The following is a 22,313-nucleotide window of genomic DNA, read 5'->3' on the forward strand; positions in this document are numbered from 1 at the left end:
AACAGATTCCGGAGGTCAACCAAGCAGCCTGCAGTTTAATGGCGCGTCGAATGATAGCAAGATCAATTCTCATTCACCGCGCCGTTAATGGGCGCGGCGAAAAGTGAGGTTAAAGCGAAAGGCGCCCGCCGCCGGATGAATACCCGGTTTGAGCGGCAGAATGCCGTGATAGCGCAAGCGCGAAGGACCGCCCCACACCACGATATCCCCGTGCTCCAGCAACACGCGTTGCGTGGCATCACCGCGTTCAAAACCGCCGAACTGGAACACCGCAGGCAGCCCTAAGGACACTGAAACTATCGGCTGACGCAGATCCTTCTCGTCTTTATCCTGATGCAGCGTGAGTTTGGCACCCGGTTCGTAGCGGTTGATTAAGCAGGCATCCGGGTTAAAGCCGGGGAATCCCGCTTCCTGCGCGGTTTGCAGCGCCAGCGTGCGGAACAGCGCAGGCATCCGCGGCCATTTGTGTCCACTGGCGTTATCCTGCTCAGTGTATTGGTAACCGCGCGAGTCCGTTGACCAGCCTAAATCGCCACAGTTGGTCATCGCCACCGACATGCGATGCCCACCTGGTGTGATGCGATGAGCAAAGGGATTTTGCCCGGCAATGTCATGTATTGCCGCCAGCAATGCGTCCGCATCGTCGCGTGCGCGGCGGCGTAAAATCACCGCGCCTTCCGCCAGCGGCTCTTGCCACGGCGCCTCTTCGCTAAACAGATCCAACATCTGCGCCTCCTGCCGTTATTTGCTTTCCTGATCGATCAGGAAGGATTTGAACTGGGGCGACATCCAGTGCGTAAAGCCGTCACCCTGTTTGCTGATCAGATAAACCGCCAAATGCTCTTTCAGTGCCAACGCTTGTGCCCGCTCGCTTCCCAGTACCATCAATCCGGTATCCCAGCCATCGGCCTCCAGCGCAGTGGTGGCAATCACCGTGGCCGACACCAGTTTATGTTCGATGGGTCGTCCGGTCGCGGGATCGATCACGTGCGAAATACGTTTGCCGTCCAGTTCATAATAGTTGCGATAGCTGCCTGAGGTACTGATACCGTGCCCCTGTAAGTCAACGCGCGCTTCGACGGCGTTTTCACGATCGGTCGGTTTTTGAATCGCTACACGCCAGGGCTGGTTGCTGGCATTTTGCCCACGGGTTAGCACCGCACCGCCCACTGAGACCAGATAATCGGTAATGCCTTGCTGCTCCATCAATCGTGCCAGATGATCGGTGGCGTACCCTTCCCCCATCGTCGAAAGGTCGACATCCAGGGCGGGCAGATCTTTCTGCAGCCATTGCCCGTCCACGCTCTGAATGACATGCAGATGTTGTAAGCCGGTTTGCGCTTTCGCTGTATCAATCTGCCCCTGGCTCGGGGTGTGCGCTGGCTGTTTGGTGGGTCCGAACCCCCACAAATTGACCAGCGGGCCGACGGTAATATCCATCGCACCCTCGGTTTTATGGCCAATGCGCAGGGCTTCAACCACGATATCCGCCATATCCGCACTGATCGGCTGCGGCTGATTACCCTGATACTGGTTGAAGCGCGACAAAACTGAATCCTGCTTCCAGGTGGAAAGCTCCTGGTCATCACGATCAAGCTGCTGCTGAATAGCCTGCTGCAAAGCGCCCTGCCGTTGGGGATCCACACCCGCCAGGCTGACACGCCACTGAGTGCCCATGGTTTTCCCCTCAAGAACCAGTGCGCTACGGGAGGCCTGTTGGTCGCAGCCGATCAACGCACCTGCCATAACACCAATTAGCAGAATATTCTTAATACCCATCACTTCCTCATCTGTAACGCATTAATTCATCCTGTTTCAAAGCATAAACCGCTTGTAAAACAGGCTAAAGCTGCTTGATGTTCATACCAAACTGCCACAGGATGGAGCGTTCAAGCCCCCAACCACACAGGAGCGACAGATGATTTTTATGATTCTCGCTGTATCCGCCGTTCTGTTCATCTTCGGGACTTTCCGCTGCTGGCAACACTATCGCCATCGCCTGATTCAGCATTACCCTTCGCGCAAACGTTAAATTTTTGCACCATGGGTTGATGATATGCACCGCTTCAGCGCTGCCGGAGTGTAGCAAATTAGTTTGAGGCCGCGTGGCGCTGAGAGCGGTGATCTGGCATGAATTCTGCACCGTTGAGACTGAGTTGAATATCAGCGAGGTGCAAAATGGATAAGACAAAAACACAACAAACCTGGCAACACTGGCTGCGCTTCTCAGCGTTTACGCTGGCAGGCGTTGCGCTGGAAGGCAGTACACCGGCGCCTAATACGTCCTCGGCGCCCGCGCCAAAAGCCAAAAAATGGCGCCCTGTATCGTAAATTTACCCTCCCAGCTCGCCCACGCCCGGATGTTCATCCGGGCGTCTTCCTGCCGCCAGGTGAAACATACGCTGCCCTGCCGCTATCGATAAATCAGTGAGAAAAGAGAAACGCTAAGAAATTGCCAGCATAGGGGCAGTTTAAAACTGCGTAAGTTGTGTTGTTAGTCGAAGGAACTATCGTGCAGGCGCAAATTGGGGAAAAGGCTGAAGAGAGAACAAGTATTGCGTAGTGCGCTTAATGCCATTACTGCAGTAGCGGCGGCCCGAAGGCTTACGAAGGGCGCACCGTGGCGCGCCCTACAGAGCCTGCAACTTAGAACTGGTAAACAAGACCCAGCGCTACAATGTCATCGGTGTTGATACCGGCGGCATTGGTGAAGTTGTTGTCGTCCAGCATGTTGATCTGGTAATCAACATAGGTCGACATGTTTTTGTTGAAGTAGTAAGTCGCACCCACATCAACATATTTCTTCAGGTTCTGATTGCCGTAGCCTTCTACGTTACCGCGAGAAGAGACGAAGGCCAGAGATGGACGCAGACCGAAGTCGAACTGGTACTGTGCCACCAATTCCCAGTTATCCGCAGTCTCCGCATAACCGTAAGAGGTCGCATCGCTTGAACCAAAGCGCGTCGCGTTGTACGAACGGGTGTACATCGCGGCCAGATACACGTTGTTCGCGTCATATTTCAGCGCGCCGGTATAGGCATCTGCTTTATCACCACGTCCAAGAATGGCACCGTTGTTTTGGTTGTTAGTACGGTCAGACTGGAACATCGCTGCACCGATACCGAAACCAGAACCGATGTCATAGGTGGTGCTCAGGCCGTAACCATCACCGTTCTCACCCAGCACATCACGGCCAGTTGTAGACTCGGTTGGGTTATCGTTTTTGCCCTGATACTGAACGGCAAAGTTCCAGCCATCCACCAGACCAAAGAAGTTGGTATTACGATACGTTGCCATACCATTACCGCGCTGGAACATGAAGTTATCCGCGCCATAGGTATCGCCACCGAACTCTGGCAGAACGTCAGTCCAGCCTGAGACATCATAGATCACGCCGTAGTTACGACCGTAATCGAAGGATCCGGCATCACCGAATTTCACACCGGCAAAACCAACACGGGTGAAGCTGTTGGCGGTGCCTTCACTTTCTGAGGTGTTCAGTGCTGCCTGGTATTCCCACTGGCCATAACCGGTCAGCTGGTCGGAGATCTGAGTTTCACCTTTGAAGCCGAAACGCAGGTAAGACTGATCACCGTCTGAGCCTGAGTTGTCGGAGAAATAGTGCAGACCATCGACTTTACCGTAGAGGTCTAATTTGTTGCCATCTTTGTTGTAAATTTCAGCTGCGCTTGCTGAACCTGCAACCAGCAATGCAGGGATCATCAGGGAGAGAACGCGACGTTTCATTTTATTACCCTCTTTAATGTGCCTTTATTTATGCCACTGCAAACTGAACGATTAAAAATTCAGCCGGCAAGCCATTGTTATTTTATACGGGGCAATAATCTATCACGAAAATGATACTAAATTTCCAAAAGTGTTTCATTGTATTTAATAGTTATTTCTAAATGTAAATATAGTGGAACTTATAATCAGCACGGATCAACAAAAAATACAGAACATATTGATAATCGATTATTTCTTCATTTAACAACAACACTTTACATTGCAATATCATGCCGCACTGAATGATAAAACTAAAATCACCTCAGCGCATACAATTACTCCCGCTATCATCATTTATTTCATTATTCCCTTCATTCACCCCGAATGAGTTGTTTTACCCTAATTCCCGCCGGACATGTTTGTCCGGCATTTTTTTGGCCAAAATTCATCACCTTTCGGTAATTTTGAGTAAAGTTAGTTGATTGGGTTAAATTAACACAATCTCTACGGCGCATTATTTGTATTTTTCCGCACATTTTGTTCAATCGTTAGCCATCACTTTGAAATGTTAATTTCTGTGCGCAACTAAGAATACTGGAAAATACACTGGTCCAGACTCCCTCCTATTAACTGACATGAGTTTTCTCTTATTCAATCGGTTAAGCCGAAGTGCAGCGCTGATTTATTACCGCTGATGGTTTTATATTCATCCTGCTCAATCATGAAATCTCGATTTTCGACTAAAGATTCAGAGCAAAAAGGCTGTTCAGCCGCCAGGAAAGTTCTGGAAAAGCGTCACGCCACGCCAAAACTCGGTAATATGCCTGTTTCTGACGTTCATCTTTTCTGAACTCACCGGTTCTGAACAGCGGTGTGACGCCAGCTTTAATGCTAAACTTCGTCGCTTTATTGGCTATTGAAAAAGACTTTTATGACAGCACTGGACGCCGCACAGCGCAATAATTTGCATCAGCGTGTCAACATGGGAACACGCATCGTCTTTCTGATCGCCGGACTTTGCATGTCGGCATGGGCGCCTTTGGTGCCGTATGCCAGCCAGCGCCTGGCACTGAGTGGTGCTTCTCTGGGTGGGCTGCTGCTGTGTCTCGGCATGGGATCGCTGGCAGCGATGCCGATCACCGGGGCGTTGATTGCCCGCGTAGGCGGCCGTCGGGTGATGTTATGTTCCACTTTAGTGGTGTTGGCGATCCTGCCACTGCTCACCCAGCTTAATGAGATGTGGTTGATGGCGGTGGCATTGATGATCTTCGGTGCCGGCTTGGGCATGCTGGATGTCGCCATGAATGTGCAGGCCGTTGAAGTGGAGAAAGCTGCAGGTAAGCCGATGATGTCGGGTTTCCATGGTTTCTTCAGCCTGGGCGGCATTATTGGTGCCGGTAGTGTCAGCCTGTTGCTGGCCAGTGGACTCTCGCCCTTGCAAGCCGTTGCGGTGGTGATGCTGTTGATTGTGGTGCTGTTGGTGATCAGCCTGCCAACGTTAATGACCGAACGTCTGCATCAGCCCGATCAGCCATGGCTGGTGATCCCACGCGGTTGGGTCGCCTTCCTGGGGTTACTGTGCTTCATTCTGTTTTTGGCAGAAGGCGCGGTGCTCGACTGGAGCGCACTGCTGTTGCTGCAAAACGCCGGGATGGACGTTGCGCACGCGGGGCTGGGTTATGCCATCTTCTCTGTGGCAATGACAATCGGTCGTCTCACCGGTGATAAAGTGATTCAGCGATTTGGCCGCTACCCTGTGATGTTAACCGGTGCGTTAGCTGCTGCAGCGGGCATGACGCTGGCAGTGTTGCTGCCGTGGCCTCAGATTGCACTGCTGGCTTTCCTGCTGGTGGGATTCGGCTTAGCCAATACCGTGCCCATGCTGTTTAATGCGGCAGGGAATCAACACGATATGCCGTCGAATCTGGCGATTTCTGCCATGACAACATTAGGCTATGCAGGTATTCTTTCAGGTCCGGCTCTAATCGGATTTATTTCCCAGTGGCTCAGTTTGAGTGGCGCATTTTTATTGATCGCCCTACTGCTGCTGGCCGTTGCCGCCAGTGCTCGCCTGGTGGCGCGCTAATCGCAGGATCCTGAGACACTATGCTGCCTTACAAATTTCCGCTGACCTCGGGTAACGTTACCCGTTTCTTCGTGGTGTTCAACCTGGTGCTGTTTCTGGCGCTGGGTGCCATGGTGCACAACAGTGTCAACGCCTGGATCACCGAGAAGCGTTACGCGATGACCGATTTAGCGCGTGCGGTGCAAAAACGTATCGATGCCTCGCGTTTCGCCACCTGGCAGATCTATGAAAATCTCGCCACCAGTGCGGCCGGATCTGCGCCCAATGCCAACCTTCAGGAAACCCGCCTGCGCCCGGATGTTTACTATCTGGAAAAGACGCGCCGTAAAACGGAAGCGCTAATCTTTGGCTCTCACGACAGCAGCACACTGGATATGACGATGCGCATGTCCAATTACCTCGATACGCTGTGGGGCGCTGAGAATCCCACCTGGTCGATGTACTTTCTGAATGGTCAGGACAACAGCCTGATCATGATCTCGACGCTGCCGTTGAAAGACATGGCAACGCGTTATAAAGAGAGTGCCATCAATACGCTGGTCGACAGCCGTCGCGCTGAGATGTTGCAACAGGCAAATGCACTGGATGAACGCGAAAGCTTCTCACCGCTGCGCCACTTCGCCTGGCAAAACGATCACTACTTTACCCTGCGCACCACCTTTAATCAGCCTGGCCACCTCGCCACGGTGGTCGCCTTCGATTTGCCGATCAACGATTTGATCCCACACAGCATGCCGCTGGAAAACTTCCAGCTGATTCAGGATGCCACGCAGTCTTCCAGCACCAGCGGCGACGATACCACCAGCGAAACCACTCATGTGTCGCTGGCGAATCCAAATCTGGAAATTGCGGCGTCATTGCCCAGCACGTCGTTACAGCTGGTTTATCGCGTGCCGCTCACCAGCCTCGCTATCGATACCCTGCATAACCTGATGTGGCCGCTGTTGATCAATCTGGTGCTGCTGCTGCTTTCCATTGCCGGCATCACCTTATTGCGCCAGCAGTCCTTGCGTCCGAATGAGAACCAAAGCGCCGAGTTAGATTCGCTGCGCATGCTGAATGAAGAGATTGTCTCCAGCTTGCCGGTGGGTTTGCTTGTATATGACTTCGCCACCAATCGCACGCTGTTGAGCAACAAAATTGCCGAGCATCTGTTGCCACACCTGAATCTGCAGAAAATCATCAATATGTCCGATCAGCATCAGGGCGTATTGCAGGCCACCATCAACAACGAGGTGTACGAGATCCGCCACGCCCGCAGCGTGCTGTCGCCGCACACTCAGCTGTTTATGATGCGCGATCAGGACCGCGAACTGCTGGTGAATAAAAAGCTGCAAAAGGCACAGCAGGTGTTGGATCGTAATCATCAGATGCGTCAGCAGTTGATGCAAAATCTTGGTCACGCCCTGAACCGCCCATTGGAAAGTATGGTGGCGCAACTGGTGCAACTCAGCCAGCGTGATGACGATGAGAGCGTGCTGGATTTGCTGGATGAAAGTCAGGGCCTCGCGCGTTTGGTCGATGACATTGTGTTGCTGAACCGCCTGGAAGCGCACGACTGGTCACCGGATGCCAGCGTGTTTAATTTGCAGGAGCTGCTGGACGACATTGCGCTGGAAACCTTGCCACTGATGCGTCGTAAAGGGTTGGCACTGGTGGTTAATAACCATCTGGCAAATGACGAGATGCGCTTTGGCGATCGCCGTGCACTGCGCAAAGTGCTGACCACCCTGATGCACTACGCACTCACCACCACGCAGTGGGGCAAGATTACGCTGGAGATTAAGGCCAGTGAGAACAAACCCAACTCGGTGCTGCTGCATCTGGTGGATACCGGCTCAGGCCTGAGTGTCGATGAACTGGCGAATGTTGATTTCCCGTATCTGGGCGAAACCACCCAGGATCGCTATGGTCAGGCCTCCGGCATGGCGTTTTTCCTCTGCAAACAGCTGTGCAAGCAGATGGGTGGCCAGCTGGAGATCATCGCTAAACCCGATATCGGCACGCGCTATAATATTCAGCTACCGCTCGCGCTGGAACTGCAAGGCGAGCAGGAAGAGAAGCTGCTGGAAGGTGTAACCGCACTGGTCGATATCGCCGTCGAAGATGTGCACAAAATTGTTTGCCGCCAGTTAGAAAACTGGGGAGCGAATTGCCTGACTTCTGATGAACGTTTATCAGGGCAAGACCATGATGTACTGGTCACCGACGATCCCGCCCGTCTTAATGGCTGGGCCCTGTTATTAGCTGGTGACGAAATGGGTCACCACGCATTGAACGATCAGCAATACCGGGTCAATTTCAATCTCAGTAATGCGCTGCTTGACGCGCTGCTGGCACTGATTGAAAAGCAAATGGCTCATGATTTGATGGAGGAAAGTAGTGAAGATGAGGCTGCCACGCCGTTAATGAGCGGAGGCTATTTCCAGCTGTTTACCGAGACAGTACCGCCTGATGTGAAGAGACTGTATACTGAGGCAGCGGAGAAGGATTATCCCTCGCTTGCTCAGACTGCACATCGCCTGAAAGGCGTGTTCGCCATGCTAAATCTGGTTCCAGGTAAACAGCTTTGTGAAGAGTTAGAACAACACATAAAACTATGTGACGATTTAACCATTATAAATACCACCAGTGAAATTGACGCATACGTCAACCAACTGCTGCAGCAAGGTAACCCATAAGATGAATAACCTGAATGTAATTATTGCCGATGACCATCCGATTGTTCTGTTCGGTATCCGTAAGTCTCTGGAACAGATCGAATGGGTCAACGTTGTAGGTGAGTTTGAAGACTCAACAGCACTGATTAATAGCTTGTCCAAACTGGATGCCAACGTTCTGATTACCGATCTCTCTATGCCAGGCGAGAAATACGGTGATGGCATCACACTGATTAAGTACATCAAACGTCACTATCCGGATCTCTCAATTATCGTTCTGACGATGAACAATAACCCAGCGATCCTGAGCGCCGTTTTGGATCTGGATATCGAAGGGATCGTACTGAAGCAAGGTGCGCCGACCGACCTGCCAAAAGCGCTGGCAGCCCTGCAGAAAGGCAAAAAATATACGCCTGAAAGCGTGGCTAAACTGCTGGAAAAAATCAGTGCTGGCGGTTACGGAGACAAACGTCTGTCGCCGAAAGAGAGTGAAGTTCTGCGCCTGTTTGCCGAAGGTTTCCTGGTAACGGAAATCGCGAAAAAGCTGAACCGCAGTATCAAAACCATCAGTAGCCAGAAGAAATCGGCGATGATGAAGCTCGGGGTGGAAAACGATATCGCCCTGCTGAACTACCTCTCTTCCGTGAGCGCGACTCAGGTTGAAAGAGATTAAGATATAAATAAGGCGCACTTCGGTGCGCCTGTTCTGTTGTACTACCCTTCCCTGCTTTTTCTCACGCGCTCTGCGTAAGTTGCCAGCGTCACTTTCAACACATCCAGTGTGACAGGCTTGGATAAGCAGTTATCCATACCGGCATCCATACAACGCTGCTTCTCTTCTGCCAACGCATTAGCTGTTACGCCAATCACCGGGAAGGCATGTCCCAGCTGACGCAGGCGCTGCGTCAGGCGATAACCATCCATATTCGGCATATTGACGTCACTCAGCACGATATCAATGTGATTGCGACTCAACACGTTCAGCGCATCAACGCCGTCCTGCGCGGTTTTGGTTTGGTAGCCCAGCGTGCCAAGCTGCTCGGACAACAGCATACGGTTAATTGGATGGTCATCAACAATCAGCACCATGATGTCATCGTAACGGTTGGCTTCCTGCGGCGCGGCTAACTGCAGCGGTGTGCTGGTTTCGCTATCAATATCAATGCGATAAATGCGCCCCAGTAATGAAGGCAAATCATGCAGCATGGCGCTACTTTGCACCCATTGACCCGGCGCGGTTTCCTGCGGCATGTCGATGTGCTCGCCACAGATGTGAATCTGCGCGCGCACGGGCTGTGACACCGTATCCTGATGATCGCTAATGATCACATCATCACTACCGGCACTGCCCTGATAACGGGCTATCGCGATGCCCTGCTGTTGCAGCAGACGCAGCAGGAAGACAGCCAGATAGTCGTTGCGCATGTCCAGCCAGATAGATTTTTCCTGCAAGCCATCCAGCAGCGGCGGCGCGGGTTGCTGTCCAGCGTAAATTGGAATGCGGATGATAAACTGGCTGCCCATACCCGGTTCAGAGTCGACCTCAATATCACCGTCCATCATGTTGATCAGCTTTTCGCAGATCGCCAGACCCAGCCCTGTGCCCTGGAAGTTGCGCTGTACGCCGGATCCCACCTGGAAGAAAGGATCGAACAGACGCGTGACTTCTTTCGCTGGGATACCGACGCCGGTATCGCGCACACGGAACGCTAAATAGCCATCTTTGACGTAGGCATGCAGAATAATGCAGCCGGTATGGGTGAACTTAATGGCGTTATTCAGCAGGTTAGAGATCACCTGCTGCAGACGCATCGGATCGCCATCCATCGTCAGCGGCACATCATTTTCGATCATGACATATAACGTCAGACGTTTGCGCACCACCAGCGACAGATAGTTGCTGGCGATGTGATTGACTACCTCACGCGGTGAGAACGGGCGCGGCTCAATTTTTAGCTGCTCCGACTCAATTTTCGAGAAGTCGAGAATATCACTGATGATTTTCAGCAGCAGGCTCGATGAGTTGTTCATCGCCGTCACCAGCGTTTCCACGCCTTTCGGCAACGACTTGGTTTGCAGCAGGTCGAGGTTGCCGATGATGCCGTACAGCGGAGTGCGCAGTTCGTGACTGACGGTGGCAAGGAACATCGATTTCGACTGGCTGGCCTGCTCTGCCGCATGCGCCATCTCCTGCAACGACTGCTCCATGCGCACACGCGCCGAGACGTCTACCAGCACGCAAATCGCTACGTTTTCATTGCGATAGCGCGAATGCACAAAGCTGATTTGCAGGTTGGTGTTGGTGCCGGTAAGCACATCGACAAAGTTGACCTGCTGGCCCCCGATGATCTCATTGAGGCGCTGACGATCTTCCTGCGTCAGCAGCGTCAGGTAGTTGTGCGCCAGTTCGTTACTAAGAATATTGGTGCCATCGCTGGTGCGCAGAATACAGATGCCGACCGGCGCCGAGGCGACAATTTTGCGGTTGAACTGCTCGTGTTCTTCCAATCTATGTGCGTTGTCTTCCGCCGGCAGGAACATGCGACGTTCGAATATCCATGCCAGCGTGAACAGGATCAATGCGCTGAGGATATTCAGCAACAGGGCGTTGATCAGCATCAGCTTGAGCTGATCCACCAGCACATCAGTTGAGAGTGACCACACCACGTTAAGATTGGACGGCGGCAGCGGTTTCTTCAGTACTAACTGGCGATAGCTATCCAGATAACCAAACCAGGTGCTGTCATCCGGCAGATCGTCAAACGAGTAGCCGGGGCCACCGCGACGCGAACTCAGCAATGGACGGTAGTTCTCATCAGTGATGGTGGCAACCAGCGGTAAGCCGCCCGGCTGGATGAACTCATCGAGACGAATATTTTGTTCCACGCCCAGCAACGCCTGCAGCTTGTTAGCCACATACACCGGCATCACCATGTAGAAATTGCCGACGCCAGGCTGACTGCTCGGCGTAATCCAGTACATCGGATTACGGCGCTCTTCTTCATTGCCGCTGCGATAGTGCAGCACGCGCTCGCGCAGGGCTTTCAGGCTCCGTTCACGATCGACTGAATTATTGTTACCAATGGCGAAATCGGCCAGGCATTGGTTTTCACCACCTATAAAGAACACCCGATTGAGTTCGTAAGCGGAGGTGAAGTTACTTTTCCAGTAGTTGATGAAGTAACCCAGCGAATCGAGCGAGTTGCGCCAGGTGTTGCTCATTGAGGTGCAATCACCGTCGGAAAACAGCGGCGTGAACTGTGGCAAGGTACTTTTACCCGCAGGCAGACCATTCAATACATCCAGCCCGTTACTACTGTTACTTAGGCGATTTTCCGTAATGTATTTCAGTTCACGCATCACATCCGCTGAGTGGCGTACATACCATTCGGCCTGACCATAATTAGTGTCAAATTCCTGACGAACCGAGTTCTCTTTCTCGTGCAGTACGTTGATGATGAAGAAGGTGGTCAGCAACGCACCCAGCGTCCAAAGCAGCAGCGCCAGCGCACGGAACAGATAGCGCGAGATGCGAAGCGTGGTACGAAAGGAGACGAGATATTTCAAAAGAGACTCACTGGCGGCAAGGGGTTGTCAGGATGTTGAAAAGCTTTCATACACTAGCTTTATCGGGCCTAAAAAGCCAGTCAGGACGCGACTTTGGGAGTGAAACTCGGACAAAAAAAACGGCAGGTCAGTTGCCCTGACCTGCCGTCCGTTTTCACCGTGACGGATTACTCTTCTTCGTCCGCTTCCGGTGCGTCGTCGTTGTCGACTTCCGGCGCGATATCCTCTTCGCCTTCTGCGACGCTGCCGTCGATGGCGTCGAGTTCTTCCTCTTCCACCGGCTCAGCGACACGTTGCAGACCCACAACGTTTTCGTCTTCTGCAGTACGGATCAGGATTACGCCCTGGGTGTTACGACCCACAACGCTGACTTCCGACACGCGAGTACGCACCAGCGTACCAGCATCGGTGATCATCATGATCTGATCGCCATCCACCACCTGTACCGCACCAATCACTGGCCCGTTACGTTCGGTGACTTTAATCGAGATCACACCCTGAGTCGCACGCGACTTGGTTGGGTATTCGCTGTTGGCGGTACGTTTACCGTAACCGTTTTGCGTCACGGTGAGGATTGCACCCTCTTCACGCGGCACAATCAGCGACACCACTTTGTCGTTTTCAGCCAGCTTGATACCGCGCACACCGGAGGCCGAACGGCCCATGGCACGAACAGCGGTCTCAGCGAAGCGCACTACTTTACCGGCAGCAGAGAACAGCATCGCTTCGTCGGCACCGTTGGTCAACGCTACACCGATCAGCTCATCATCTTCACGCAGGTTGATGGCAATAATACCGGCGCTACGTGGACGGCTGAACTCCTGCAGTGCCGTTTTCTTCACGGTACCGTCAGCGGTCGCCATGAAGATGTTGAAGCCTTCAGTGTATTCACGCACCGGCAGAATAGCGGTGATACGTTCGTTGGCTTCCAGCGGCAGCAGGTTGACGATCGGACGACCGCGCGCACCACGACTCGCTTCTGGCAGCTGATAGACTTTCATCCAGTACAGACGGCCACGGCTTGAGAAGCACAGAATGGTGTCATGGGTGTTGGCCACCAGCAGACGGTCAATAAAGTCTTCTTCTTTAATACGTGCAGCAGATTTGCCTTTGCCACCACGACGCTGAGCTTCATAGTCTCTCAGCGGCTGATATTTGACGTAACCCTGATGCGACAGCGTGACCACAACGTCTTCCTGAGTGATCAGGTCTTCGATGTTGATGTCGGCGCTGTTGGCAGTGATTTCGGTACGACGTTCATCACCAAACTGATCGCGCATCGCCACCAGCTCTTCGCGAATCACTTCCATCAGACGATCAGCGTTCTGCAGGATGTAAATCAGTTCAGCGATTTGATCCAACAGCTCTTTGTACTCGTCGAGCAGTTTTTCGTGCTCAAGGCCGGTCAGTTTCTGCAGACGCAGATCCAGAATCGCCTGAGCTTGCTGTTCAGTCAGGTAGTACTGACCATCACGGATACCAAACTGCGCTTCCAGCCACTCTGGACGTGCAGCATCATCGCCCGCGCGTTCCAGCATGGTAGCCACGTTGCCGAGATCCCATGGCTGTGCCAGCAGGCCCGCTTTCGCTTCCGCTGGCGTTGGTGCACGACGAATCAGTTCGATGATCGGATCGATGTTAGCCAGCGCAATCGCCAGGCCTTCAAGGATGTGCGCGCGGTCGCGTGCTTTACGCAGTTCGAAGATGGTACGACGCGTCACCACTTCACGGCGATGGCGCACGAAGGCTTCAATGATGCCTTTCAGCGTCATGATCTTCGGCTGGCCCTGATGCAGGGCAACCATGTTGATGCCGAAAGAGGTCTGCAGCTGCGTCAGTGAATAGAGGTTGTTGAGGACCACTTCACCCACTGCATCGCGTTTGACTTCGATGACGATACGCATACCGTCTTTATCGGACTCATCACGCAGGCCGCTGATGCCTTCAACACGCTTCTCTTTCACCAGTTCGGCAATTTTCTCGATCAGGCGCGCTTTGTTTACCTGATACGGGATTTCATTGACGATGATGGTTTCGCGGCCGGTTTTGGCGTCGGTTTCAATCTCACCGCGTGCGCGGATGTAAATTTTACCGCGACCGGTGCGATACGCTTCTTCGATGCCACGACGACCATTGATGAATGCCGCAGTTGGGAAGTCAGGGCCAGTGATGTGTTCCATCAGGCCTTCAACGGTGATGTCTTCATCTTCGATAAAGGCGAGGCAGCCGTTGATCACTTCCGTCAGGTTGTGCGGAGGAATGTTGGTCGCCATACCTACGGCGATACCGGACGAACCGTTCACCAGCAGGTTAGGAATTTTGGTCGGCAGAACTTCAGGAATCTGCTCGGTGCCATCGTAGTTCGGCACAAAATCGACGGTCTCTTTTTCGAGGTCCGCCAGCAGTTCGGAAGAGATTTTCGCCATACGTACTTCGGTATAACGCATCGCTGCGGCGGAGTCGCCATCAACGGAACCGAAGTTACCCTGACCATCTACCAGCATGTAGCGCAGGGAGAACGGCTGGGCCATACGAACGATACTTTCGTATACCGCGGAATCACCGTGTGGGTGATATTTACCGATCACGTCACCGACCACACGGGCCGATTTCTTATAAGCTTTATTCCAGTCGTTACCCAGTTCGCTCATGGCAAAAAGCACACGGCGGTGCACCGGCTTCAGGCCATCACGCACATCGGGTAATGCTCGGCCAACGATGACCGACATGGCGTAATCGAGGTAAGAGTTTTTTAACTCTTCTTCGATATTGACCGGTGTAATTTCTCTCGCAAGGTCGCTCATGGAGCCGCTATCCCTCTACATAATGCCGGTTTTTAATGGTGCGAAAGTATATCACAGTGGTTGCCCTCGGTGAACGTAAAGCAGGGTTTAATGCCGCTTTTCCTTGCAGGTGAGAGATGCGCTGGCGAGAGTTAAGCGTTTATACTGAGGGAATATTTTGTCAGGAGTCGTGATTCAATGAGTGAACAACCGCAGGAAAGCCGCCAAAACGTCGACCACGCTGAGATTGCAAAGTTTGAAGCGGTCGCATCGCGCTGGTGGGATTTAGAAGGTGAGTTTAAGCCGTTACACCGCATCAATCCCCTGCGTCTCGGCTGGATTGCCCAGCACAGCAACGGTCTGTTTGGTAAGAAGGTGCTGGATGTCGGCTGCGGCGGCGGTATTTTAGCGGAGAGCATGGCGCGTGAAGGGGCCAATGTGACCGGTCTGGATATGGGCGCAGAGCCGCTGGAAGTGGCGCGTTTGCATGCGCTGGAGAGCGGTGTGAGCGTGGACTATGTGCAACAGACCGTGGAAGATCATGCGCTCAGCCATGCGGGTGCCTATGACGTGGTGACCTGCATGGAGATGCTGGAGCACGTGCCGGATCCGCGTTCAGTGGTGCTGGCTTGCGCGCAGTTGGTGAAACCCGGCGGCGAGGTGTTTTTCTCTACCATTAACCGTAATCCAAAGGCGTGGTTGCTGGCGGTGTTTGGTGCCGAGTATGTGATGCGCATGGTGCCGCGCGGCACCCATGACGTGAAGAAGTTTATCCGTCCGGCTGAGTTGCTGAATTGGGTTGATGAGACGCCGTTGCGTGAGATGGGCATGATTGGCCTGCATTATAATCCGCTGACTAACCAGTTCCGTCTGGGACGTGGCGTTGATGTGAATTATATGGTGCATACGCATCGTCAGGATTGAGTGTGTTCGTGGTTGCTGTTGGGAACGGTGAATAATTGCTGGGGGAACGGTGCGTGGTTGCTGTGTGAACTGTGCATCGGCCAGTAAAGCCCCGCCCGACCGCAAAGGAAACACGCATCCATGCAGATCGGCCGCCGCATCCTTGCGGCGGACGCTTTGCTCCTCGGGCGGGGCTTTACTGGCCCTGAACGTTGATCATGGCTTCACTGAGGGAATATCCCCTTAAACGCGGTTTTCTTTCTCGGTTCACTCATTAATGCTTCCAGCGCCTCAACGCACGTCAGGTAGTGTGGCGTTTGTTTGTGCGCCAGCACGGCGGCCTCATCGGTGTAAGCTTCATAAATAAAGAAACGCGTAGGCATATGGCTGTCCTGCAATACATCAAAGCGCAGGTTGCCAGGCTCCTTTAAAGCTCCCAAATGATTTAACTCAAACACCCGCAAAAATTCGTCGATACAGTCGGGTTTGACGTTGATCTCTACCAGCGTGACTTCCATCGGCATGTCCTTTTTTATCGCTATTGGCAAAGTGGCAATCCTGATAAAGCTTGTTTAATAAAACTCTCGCAGCGATCACAGTTCAAACTTTCAGCAGTAGGCTAAGCCCTTCATCTGGAGGTGAAAACCTACACGCGCAGCTATCTTTGCAGTAACACCCGTTGGGCCGTCGGTGTGGAGCACCCGTTCCGTTTCAACAGGAGTTTTGCGATGACACACGCCCCGCATCTGATGGCGCTCGACGCCGGTACTGGCAGCATTCGCGCCGTGATTTTCAATCTTCAGGGCGAGCAGGTCGCTGTGGCGCAAGCTGAATGGCGGCACCTCGCCCTGCCCGATGTGCCGGGATCGATGGAGTTTGATCTGAGCCACAACTGGTCACTCGCCTGTCAGTGTATTCAGCAGGTGCTGCAACAGTCGCAACTGCCAGCCAGCGCGATTCGCAGCGTGGCCTGCTGCTCCATGCGTGAAGGGATCGTGCTCTATAACAAAGCCGGTGAGGCGATTTGGGCCTGCGCCAACGTCGATGCCCGCGCTAGCCGAGAAGTGAGTGAGCTCAAGGAAATTCATCACGGCGAGTTTGAGCGTGAAATCTATCAGTGCTCAGGGCAAACCCTGGCACTTGGGGCAATGCCACGCCTGTTATGGCTGGCGCATCATCGACCCGATATCTATCGTCAGGCGGCAACGCTGTCGATGATCAGCGATTGGCTGGCGAAATGCCTGAGTGGCGAACTGGCAGTGGATCCCTCCAACGCGGGCACCACCGGCCTGCTGGATTTACGCACCCGAAACTGGCGGCCTGATTTGCTGGAGATGGCGGGTCTGCGCGGCGATATATTGTCTCCGGTGGCCGAAACCGGCACGCAGCTGGGAACCGTGACAGCCGAAGCAGCTCGCCAGTGTGGACTGGCGCAAGGCACGGTGGTTGGCATGGGCGGCGGTGATGTGCAACTGGGCACGCTGGGGTTAGGCGTGGTGAAGGCGGGCGAAACCGCGGTGCTCGGCGGCACCTTCTGGCAGCAGGTGGTGAATCTGCCGCAGCCGCAGGTCGATCCGGACATGAATATTCGTGTTAATCCGCATGTCATTCCCGGTATGGCGCAGGCGGAAGCGATCAGTTTCTTCACCGGCCTGACGATGCGCTGGTTCCGTGACGCCTTCTGCGGCGAAGAGAAATTGCTGGCGGAGCGTCTGGGCGTGGATTGCTACAGCCTGCTGGAAGAGATGGCCGCACGTGTGCCCGCCGGATCCTGGGGCGTGATGCCAGTGTTCTCGGATGCGATGCATTTCAACAAGTGGTATCACGCTGCGCCTTCATTTATTAACCTCTCCATCGATCCCGAACGCTGTAACAAGCAGACGCTGTTTCGTGCGCTGGAGGAGAACGCCGCGATTGTTTCGGCCTGCAATCTGGATCAGGTGGCCGCCTTTTCCGGTGTTCACACCTCGCAGCTTGTGTTTGCGGGTGGCGGCGCTAAGGGCAAGTTGTGGAGTCAGATTCTCAGTGATGTCACGGGTCTGACAGTGAAGGTGCCACAGGTAAAAGAGGCCACTGCTCTCGGCTGCGCGATTGCGGCAGGCGTAGCGGCGGGCATTTACAGCAGCCTGCAGGAAACCGGACAAGCATTGGTACGTTGGGAACGGGAATTCCTGCCCAATGCAGAACATCATCAGCTGTATCAGCAGCAAAAAACCAACTGGCAGAAAGTCTATGCTGACCAACTGACTTTGGTGGACAGTGGCTTAACCACCTCGATGTGGAAAGCGCCCGGTTTGTGACCCTGCCGCTATCCAGATCAATTTCCTTTTAGACGCGTACCAGGCTTTTTTGTAGTCTGCACAGGTCACAAAAAATTCATAAGCAATTTTAGATAAGTTCGCTACTGGCGGCCTTGTCAGGGCTTTTTTTACTTCAGAAATTTCCGGCACAGGAGCCTTTGAGCAATAAACACGCGCTCGATCAAAAAGTGAAAAAAAAGTCGCTGGCAGTTGACAGCAGTGGCAGGCCTTACGGAATGGGGATCCAGGAATTTCGCCACCCCCCAGGACGTATTTTTTCGCGAAAATCAACTCTTGTGATGATCTGAATGCTGACTAGAATACTCACCATATTGTTGTTCAAACTTCCCACACCCCCTATATATAGTGTTTATCCACAGGCTTACTCACAACGAGCGGCTTGTGCATAGACCTTGTGCATAGTTGGGGGATAACTCTCTATTTCATGGACAGGTAAACACGCGACATGAACCAAAGTCTGCTCGTTACTAAACGCGATGGCCGTCAGGAGCGCATTGATCTCGATAAGATTCACCGAGTACTGGATTGGGCCGCTGAAGGGCTGACCAACGTCTCTGTGTCTCAGGTTGAGTTGCGTTCCCACATTCAGTTTTACGATGGCATTCGTACTTCTGATATCCACGAGACCATCATTAAGGCCGCTGCAGACCTGATCTCCCGTGATGCGCCGGATTACCAGTATCTGGCTGCGCGCCTCGCCATCTTCCACCTGCGTAAAAAAGCATACGGCCAGTTTGAACCGCCGAAGCTGTACGATCAGGTAGTGAAAATGGTTGAGATGGGCAAGTATGACCGTCACCTGCTGGAAGACTACAGCGTTGAAGAATTCGAGCAGATGGACGAGTTCCTCGACCACTGGCGCGACATGAACTTCTCTTACGCCGCCGTGAAGCAGCTGGAAGGGAAATACCTGGCGCAGAACCGTGTGAGTGGTGAGATCTACGAGAGCGCCCAGTTCCTGTACATTCTGGTCGCTGCTTGCCTGTTCTCCGGTTATCCGCGCGAAACGCGTATGGATTATGTGCGTCGTTTCTATGATGCCGTGTCGACCTTCAAGATCTCACTGCCGACGCCAATCATGTCGGGCGTGCGTACCCCAACCCGCCAGTTCAGCTCTTGCGTCCTGATCGAGTGCGGTGACAGCCTTGATTCTATCAACGCCACCTCCAGCGCCATCGTGAAATACGTTTCTCAGCGCGCCGGTATCGGCATTAACGCCGGTCGCATTCGTGCGCTGGGCAGCCCGATCCGTGGCGGCGAAGCCTTCCACACCGGCTGTATCCCGTTCTATAAGCATTTCCAGACGGCCGTAAAATCGTGCTCACAAGGCGGCGTGCGTGGCGGTGCAGCCACCCTGTTCTACCCGATGTGGCATCTGGAAGTGGAAAGCCTGCTGGTTCTGAAAAACAACCGTGGTGTTGAAGGCAACCGCGTGCGTCACATGGATTACGGCGTACAGATCAACAAGCTGATGTATACCCGCCTGCTGAAAGGCGAGGACATCACCCTGTTCAGCCCGTCTGACGTGCCAGGCCTGTACGATGCGTTCTTCGCCGATCAGGACGAGTTCGAGCGTCTGTACACCAAATACGAAAAAGACGACAGCATCCGCAAACAGCGCGTGAAAGCGGTTGAACTGTTCTCACTGATGATGCAGGAACGTGCTTCTACCGGCCGTATCTACATTCAGAACGTCGATCACTGCAACACCCACAGCCCGTTTGATCCGGCTATCGCGCCAGTACGCCAGTCTAACCTGTGCCTGGAAATCGCGCTGCCGACCAAACCGCTGACCGACGTGAATGACGAAAGCGGCGAGATTGCCCTGTGTACGCTGTCTGCGTTTAACCTGGGTGCCATTGATAGCCTGGACGATCTGGAAGAGCTGGCGACCCTCGCAGTACGTGCGCTGGATGCGCTGCTGGATTATCAGGATTACCCAATCCCAGCGGCAAAACGTGGCGCTATGGGCCGTCGTACCCTGGGTATCGGCGTGATCAACTACGCTTACTATCTGGCGAAGAACGGCGTGCGTTACTCTGATGGCAGCGCCAACAACCTGACGCATAAAACTTTCGAAGCGATTCAGTACTATCTGTTGAAAGCGTCGAACGAGCTGGCCAAAGAGCAAGGCGCTTGTACGTGGTTCAAAGAGACCACCTACTCACAGGGCATTCTGCCGATCGATACCTATAAAAAGGATCTCGACGCCATCTGCAGCGAGCCGTTGCACCTGGATTGGGAAGGTCTGCGTGAGTCGATCACCACACACGGTCTGCGCAACTCCACGCTCTCTGCGCTGATGCCGTCTGAAACCTCTTCGCAGATTTCGAACGCCACTAACGGTATTGAGCCGCCACGCGGTCACATCAGTATCAAAGCATCCAAAGACGGTATTCTGCGTCAGGTGGTGCCAGAGTATGAGCGTCTGAAAGATCAGTACGAGCTGCTGTGGGAAATGCCGTCAAACGACGGATATCTGCAGCTGGTTGGCGTGATGCAGAAGTTCATCGACCAGGCAATTTCGTCGAACACCAACTACGATCCAGGCCGTTTCGCCAATGGCAAAGTGCCAATGAAACAGCTGTTGAAAGATCTGCTGACCGCTTATAAGTTTGGCGTGAAAACCCTGTACTACCAAAACACCCGTGACGGTGCAGAAGATGTGCAGGACGATATGGCCCCTTCCATCCAGGATGATGGCTGCGAAAGCGGCGCTTGTAAGATCTAATTACTCGCACACCTCATCTTGTCAGGGCCGGCAGCGGTCGGCCCTCATCACTTTTGGACTTAGTCATGGCTTACACCACATTCTCGCAGAACAAGAATAACCAGCTGTTGGAACCGATGTTCTTCGGCCAGTCAGTGAACGTTGCCCGTTTCGACCAGCAGAAATATGACATCTTTGAAAAGCTGATCGAAAAGCAGCTCTCCTTCTTCTGGCGTCCGGAAGAAGTCGACGTGTCACGCGATCGCATCGATTATCAGGCGCTGCCGGATCATGAGAAGCACATTTTCATCAGTAACCTGAAATATCAGACGCTGCTGGACTCCATTCAGGGTCGTAGCCCGAACGTGGCGCTGCTGCCGCTGATCTCGATTCCAGAACTCGAAACCTGGATCGAGACCTGGGCGTTCTCTGAGACCATCCACTCGCGCTCTTACACCCACATCATTCGTAACATCGTGAATGATCCGTCGCTGGTGTTTGACGATATCGTCACCAACGAGCAGATTCTGGCGCGCGCGCAGGATATCTCGAAGTACTACGACGATCTGATCGAAATGACCAGCTACTGGCATCTGCTGGGTGAAGGCACGCACGAAGTGGCGGGTAAAACCGTAACCGTGAATCTGCGCGCCCTGAAAAAGCAGCTGTATATCTGCCTGATGAGCGTTAACGCACTGGAAGCGATTCGCTTCTACGTCAGCTTTGCCTGTTCCTTCGCGTTCGCTGAGCGTGAGCTGATGGAAGGTAACGCCAAGATCATCAAGCTGATTGCCCGTGACGAAGCGCTGCATCTGACCGGCACGCAGCATATGCTGAACCTGCTGCGCACCGGTGAAGACGATCCGGAAATGAAAGAGATCGCTGCCGAGTGCCGTGATGAATGTTATGACCTGTTCAAGAAAGCCGCCGAGCAAGAGAAAGAGTGGGCAGAATATCTGTTCAGCGGCGGCTCGATGATCGGTCTGAACAAAGACATTCTGTGCCAGTACATCGAGTACATTACCAACATCCGCATGCAGGCGGTTGGCCTCGATCTGCCATTCCAGACGCGTTCTAACCCGATTCCATGGATCAACTCGTGGCTGGTGTCAGACAACGTGCAGGTGGCACCGCAGGAAGTTGAAGTGAGTTCTTACCTGGTGGGTCAGATTGATGCCGAAGTCGGCGAAGACGACTTCAACGACTTCCAGCTGTAAGTATGAGCCGTTCTGTTGTTATTCTGCGCAGTTCCGGCTCCCGGCTGGAGTGCGCAGAAGATCATCCCAATCTGCTGACGGCACTGGAAGCGCACAATGTCTGCGTGGAGTTTCAGTGCCGTGAAGGCTACTGCGGTTCTTGTCGCATGCGCTTGCTAAAAGGCGAAGTGGCTTACGCGGAAACCCCGTTGGCGTTTATCCAGAAGGGGGAGATTTTGCCCTGCTGCTGCCGCGCCAAAGGGGAGATTGAGATCGAGCTGTAACCGCCTGGTCGCCTTCCATGGCGACTCTGTGGATATCGTAGGGTGCGCATTCACGTACAAACCGCGCACCTGACCAC

General features: G+C 53.5%; 15 protein-coding genes. 9 read left to right on the forward strand and 6 right to left on the reverse strand.

The features are described 5' to 3' along the window. Positions 1 to 84 precede the first annotated feature (84 nt). On the reverse strand, positions 85 to 726 hold the full coding sequence (gene alkB / locus ACXI0A_RS15130; protein WP_476147951.1) for a DNA oxidative demethylase AlkB: 642 nt from the start codon (positions 724 to 726) through the stop codon (positions 85 to 87). 15 nt (positions 727 to 741) lie between these two features. Continuing rightward, positions 742 to 1,779, reverse strand: a complete 1,038-nt coding sequence (gene apbE / locus ACXI0A_RS15135; protein ID WP_476147949.1) for an FAD:protein FMN transferase ApbE — start codon at positions 1,777 to 1,779, stop codon at positions 742 to 744. Between the two features lie 399 nt (positions 1,780 to 2,178). Here apbE and ACXI0A_RS15140 point away from each other — a divergent pair, with 399 nt between their 5' ends. After that, entirely contained in the window at positions 2,179 to 2,331 is a 153-nt protein-coding gene (locus ACXI0A_RS15140; RefSeq protein WP_476147948.1) for a hypothetical protein, read from the forward strand. A 315-nt stretch (positions 2,332 to 2,646) separates the two neighbouring features. On the opposite strand, the gene ompC is transcribed toward ACXI0A_RS15140, so the two are convergent. Next, positions 2,647 to 3,747 (reverse strand): porin OmpC, encoded by a 1,101-nt coding sequence (gene ompC / locus ACXI0A_RS15145; RefSeq protein WP_476147946.1) that lies wholly within the window; start codon positions 3,745 to 3,747, stop codon positions 2,647 to 2,649. A 910-nt stretch (positions 3,748 to 4,657) separates the two neighbouring features. Between ompC and ACXI0A_RS15150 the strand changes: the two genes are divergently transcribed. The 3 genes from ACXI0A_RS15150 to rcsB are packed head-to-tail and all read left to right on the forward strand — an operon-like array spanning position 4,658 to position 9,145. Further along, a complete protein-coding gene (locus tag ACXI0A_RS15150; RefSeq protein WP_476147944.1) occupies positions 4,658 to 5,812 on the forward strand; it encodes an MFS transporter in 1,155 nt (384 codons plus the stop codon). Positions 5,813 to 5,835: 23 nt separating this feature from the next. Next, the gene (gene rcsD, locus ACXI0A_RS15155) at positions 5,836 to 8,493 is read left to right on the forward strand and encodes a phosphotransferase RcsD (RefSeq protein WP_476151030.1); all 2,658 of its coding nucleotides are present in this window, start codon (positions 5,836 to 5,838) and stop codon (positions 8,491 to 8,493) included. A gap of 1 nt (position 8,494) precedes the next feature. Continuing rightward, positions 8,495 to 9,145 (forward strand): response regulator transcription factor RcsB, encoded by a 651-nt coding sequence (gene rcsB, locus ACXI0A_RS15160; RefSeq protein WP_034825012.1) that lies wholly within the window; start codon positions 8,495 to 8,497, stop codon positions 9,143 to 9,145. A 41-nt stretch (positions 9,146 to 9,186) separates the two neighbouring features. Here the strand turns inward: rcsB and rcsC are convergent, their stop codons facing one another. Together rcsC and gyrA are read right to left on the reverse strand one after the other, a co-directional pair. Further along, positions 9,187 to 12,039: a two-component system sensor histidine kinase RcsC gene (gene rcsC, locus ACXI0A_RS15165; protein ID WP_476147942.1), complete on the reverse strand. Its 2,853-nt coding sequence runs from the start codon at positions 12,037 to 12,039 to the stop codon at positions 9,187 to 9,189. A gap of 167 nt (positions 12,040 to 12,206) precedes the next feature. Then, positions 12,207 to 14,843 carry a DNA topoisomerase (ATP-hydrolyzing) subunit A gene (gene gyrA, locus ACXI0A_RS15170; protein WP_224931075.1) on the reverse strand — a complete coding sequence of 879 codons (2,637 nt, stop codon included), beginning with the start codon at positions 14,841 to 14,843 and terminating at the stop codon, positions 12,207 to 12,209. Between the two features lie 177 nt (positions 14,844 to 15,020). Between gyrA and ubiG the strand changes: the two genes are divergently transcribed. After that, positions 15,021 to 15,746, forward strand: a complete 726-nt coding sequence (gene ubiG / locus ACXI0A_RS15175) for a bifunctional 2-polyprenyl-6-hydroxyphenol methylase/3-demethylubiquinol 3-O-methyltransferase UbiG (protein WP_476147940.1) — start codon at positions 15,021 to 15,023, stop codon at positions 15,744 to 15,746. Positions 15,747 to 15,949: 203 nt separating this feature from the next. Here the strand turns inward: ubiG and lsrG are convergent, their stop codons facing one another. Next, on the reverse strand, positions 15,950 to 16,243 hold the full coding sequence (gene lsrG / locus ACXI0A_RS15180; protein ID WP_476147938.1) for a (4S)-4-hydroxy-5-phosphonooxypentane-2,3-dione isomerase: 294 nt from the start codon (positions 16,241 to 16,243) through the stop codon (positions 15,950 to 15,952). Positions 16,244 to 16,453: 210 nt separating this feature from the next. Here lsrG and lsrK point away from each other — a divergent pair, with 210 nt between their 5' ends. The 4 genes from lsrK to yfaE all read left to right on the forward strand — a co-directional run bounded on the left by lsrK (position 16,454) and on the right by yfaE (position 22,236). Then, positions 16,454 to 18,025, forward strand: coding sequence for an autoinducer-2 kinase (gene lsrK, locus ACXI0A_RS15185; RefSeq protein WP_476147936.1), 1,572 nt, complete (start codon positions 16,454 to 16,456; stop codon positions 18,023 to 18,025). 466 nt (positions 18,026 to 18,491) lie between these two features. Beyond that, positions 18,492 to 20,777 (forward strand): class 1a ribonucleoside-diphosphate reductase subunit alpha, encoded by a 2,286-nt coding sequence (gene nrdA / locus ACXI0A_RS15190; protein ID WP_224931066.1) that lies wholly within the window; start codon positions 18,492 to 18,494, stop codon positions 20,775 to 20,777. Between the two features lie 65 nt (positions 20,778 to 20,842). Beyond that, the gene (nrdB, locus tag ACXI0A_RS15195) at positions 20,843 to 21,973 is read left to right on the forward strand and encodes a class Ia ribonucleoside-diphosphate reductase subunit beta (protein WP_224931063.1); all 1,131 of its coding nucleotides are present in this window, start codon (positions 20,843 to 20,845) and stop codon (positions 21,971 to 21,973) included. Between the two features lie 2 nt (positions 21,974 to 21,975). Next, a complete protein-coding gene (yfaE, locus tag ACXI0A_RS15200; RefSeq protein ID WP_224931060.1) occupies positions 21,976 to 22,236 on the forward strand; it encodes a class I ribonucleotide reductase maintenance protein YfaE in 261 nt (86 codons plus the stop codon). The last annotated feature ends 77 nt before the right edge of the window (positions 22,237 to 22,313 follow it).

The organism is Pantoea sp. C1E2 (genome assembly GCF_056491465.1).

What these genes read in the sequence shown, in the direction of transcription:
- nrdA (WP_224931066.1), top strand. Translation starts at nt 18,492, where the DNA reads ATGAACCAAAGTCTGCTCGTTACTAAACGCGATGGCCGTCAGGAGCGC.
- yfaE (WP_224931060.1), top strand. Translation starts at nt 21,976, where the DNA reads ATGAGCCGTTCTGTTGTTATTCTGCGCAGTTCCGGCTCCCGGCTGGAG.
- rcsB (WP_034825012.1), top strand. Translation starts at nt 8,495, where the DNA reads ATGAATAACCTGAATGTAATTATTGCCGATGACCATCCGATTGTTCTG.
- ACXI0A_RS15150 (WP_476147944.1), top strand. Translation starts at nt 4,658, where the DNA reads ATGACAGCACTGGACGCCGCACAGCGCAATAATTTGCATCAGCGTGTC.
- ubiG (WP_476147940.1), top strand. Translation starts at nt 15,021, where the DNA reads ATGAGTGAACAACCGCAGGAAAGCCGCCAAAACGTCGACCACGCTGAG.
- ompC (WP_476147946.1), bottom strand. Translation starts at nt 3,747, where the DNA reads ATGAAACGTCGCGTTCTCTCCCTGATGATCCCTGCATTGCTGGTTGCA.
- lsrG (WP_476147938.1), bottom strand. Translation starts at nt 16,243, where the DNA reads ATGGAAGTCACGCTGGTAGAGATCAACGTCAAACCCGACTGTATCGAC.
- lsrK (WP_476147936.1), top strand. Translation starts at nt 16,454, where the DNA reads ATGACACACGCCCCGCATCTGATGGCGCTCGACGCCGGTACTGGCAGC.
- nrdB (WP_224931063.1), top strand. Translation starts at nt 20,843, where the DNA reads ATGGCTTACACCACATTCTCGCAGAACAAGAATAACCAGCTGTTGGAA.
- apbE (WP_476147949.1), bottom strand. Translation starts at nt 1,779, where the DNA reads ATGGGTATTAAGAATATTCTGCTAATTGGTGTTATGGCAGGTGCGTTG.
- alkB (WP_476147951.1), bottom strand. Translation starts at nt 726, where the DNA reads ATGTTGGATCTGTTTAGCGAAGAGGCGCCGTGGCAAGAGCCGCTGGCG.
- ACXI0A_RS15140 (WP_476147948.1), top strand. Translation starts at nt 2,179, where the DNA reads ATGGATAAGACAAAAACACAACAAACCTGGCAACACTGGCTGCGCTTC.
- gyrA (WP_224931075.1), bottom strand. Translation starts at nt 14,843, where the DNA reads ATGAGCGACCTTGCGAGAGAAATTACACCGGTCAATATCGAAGAAGAG.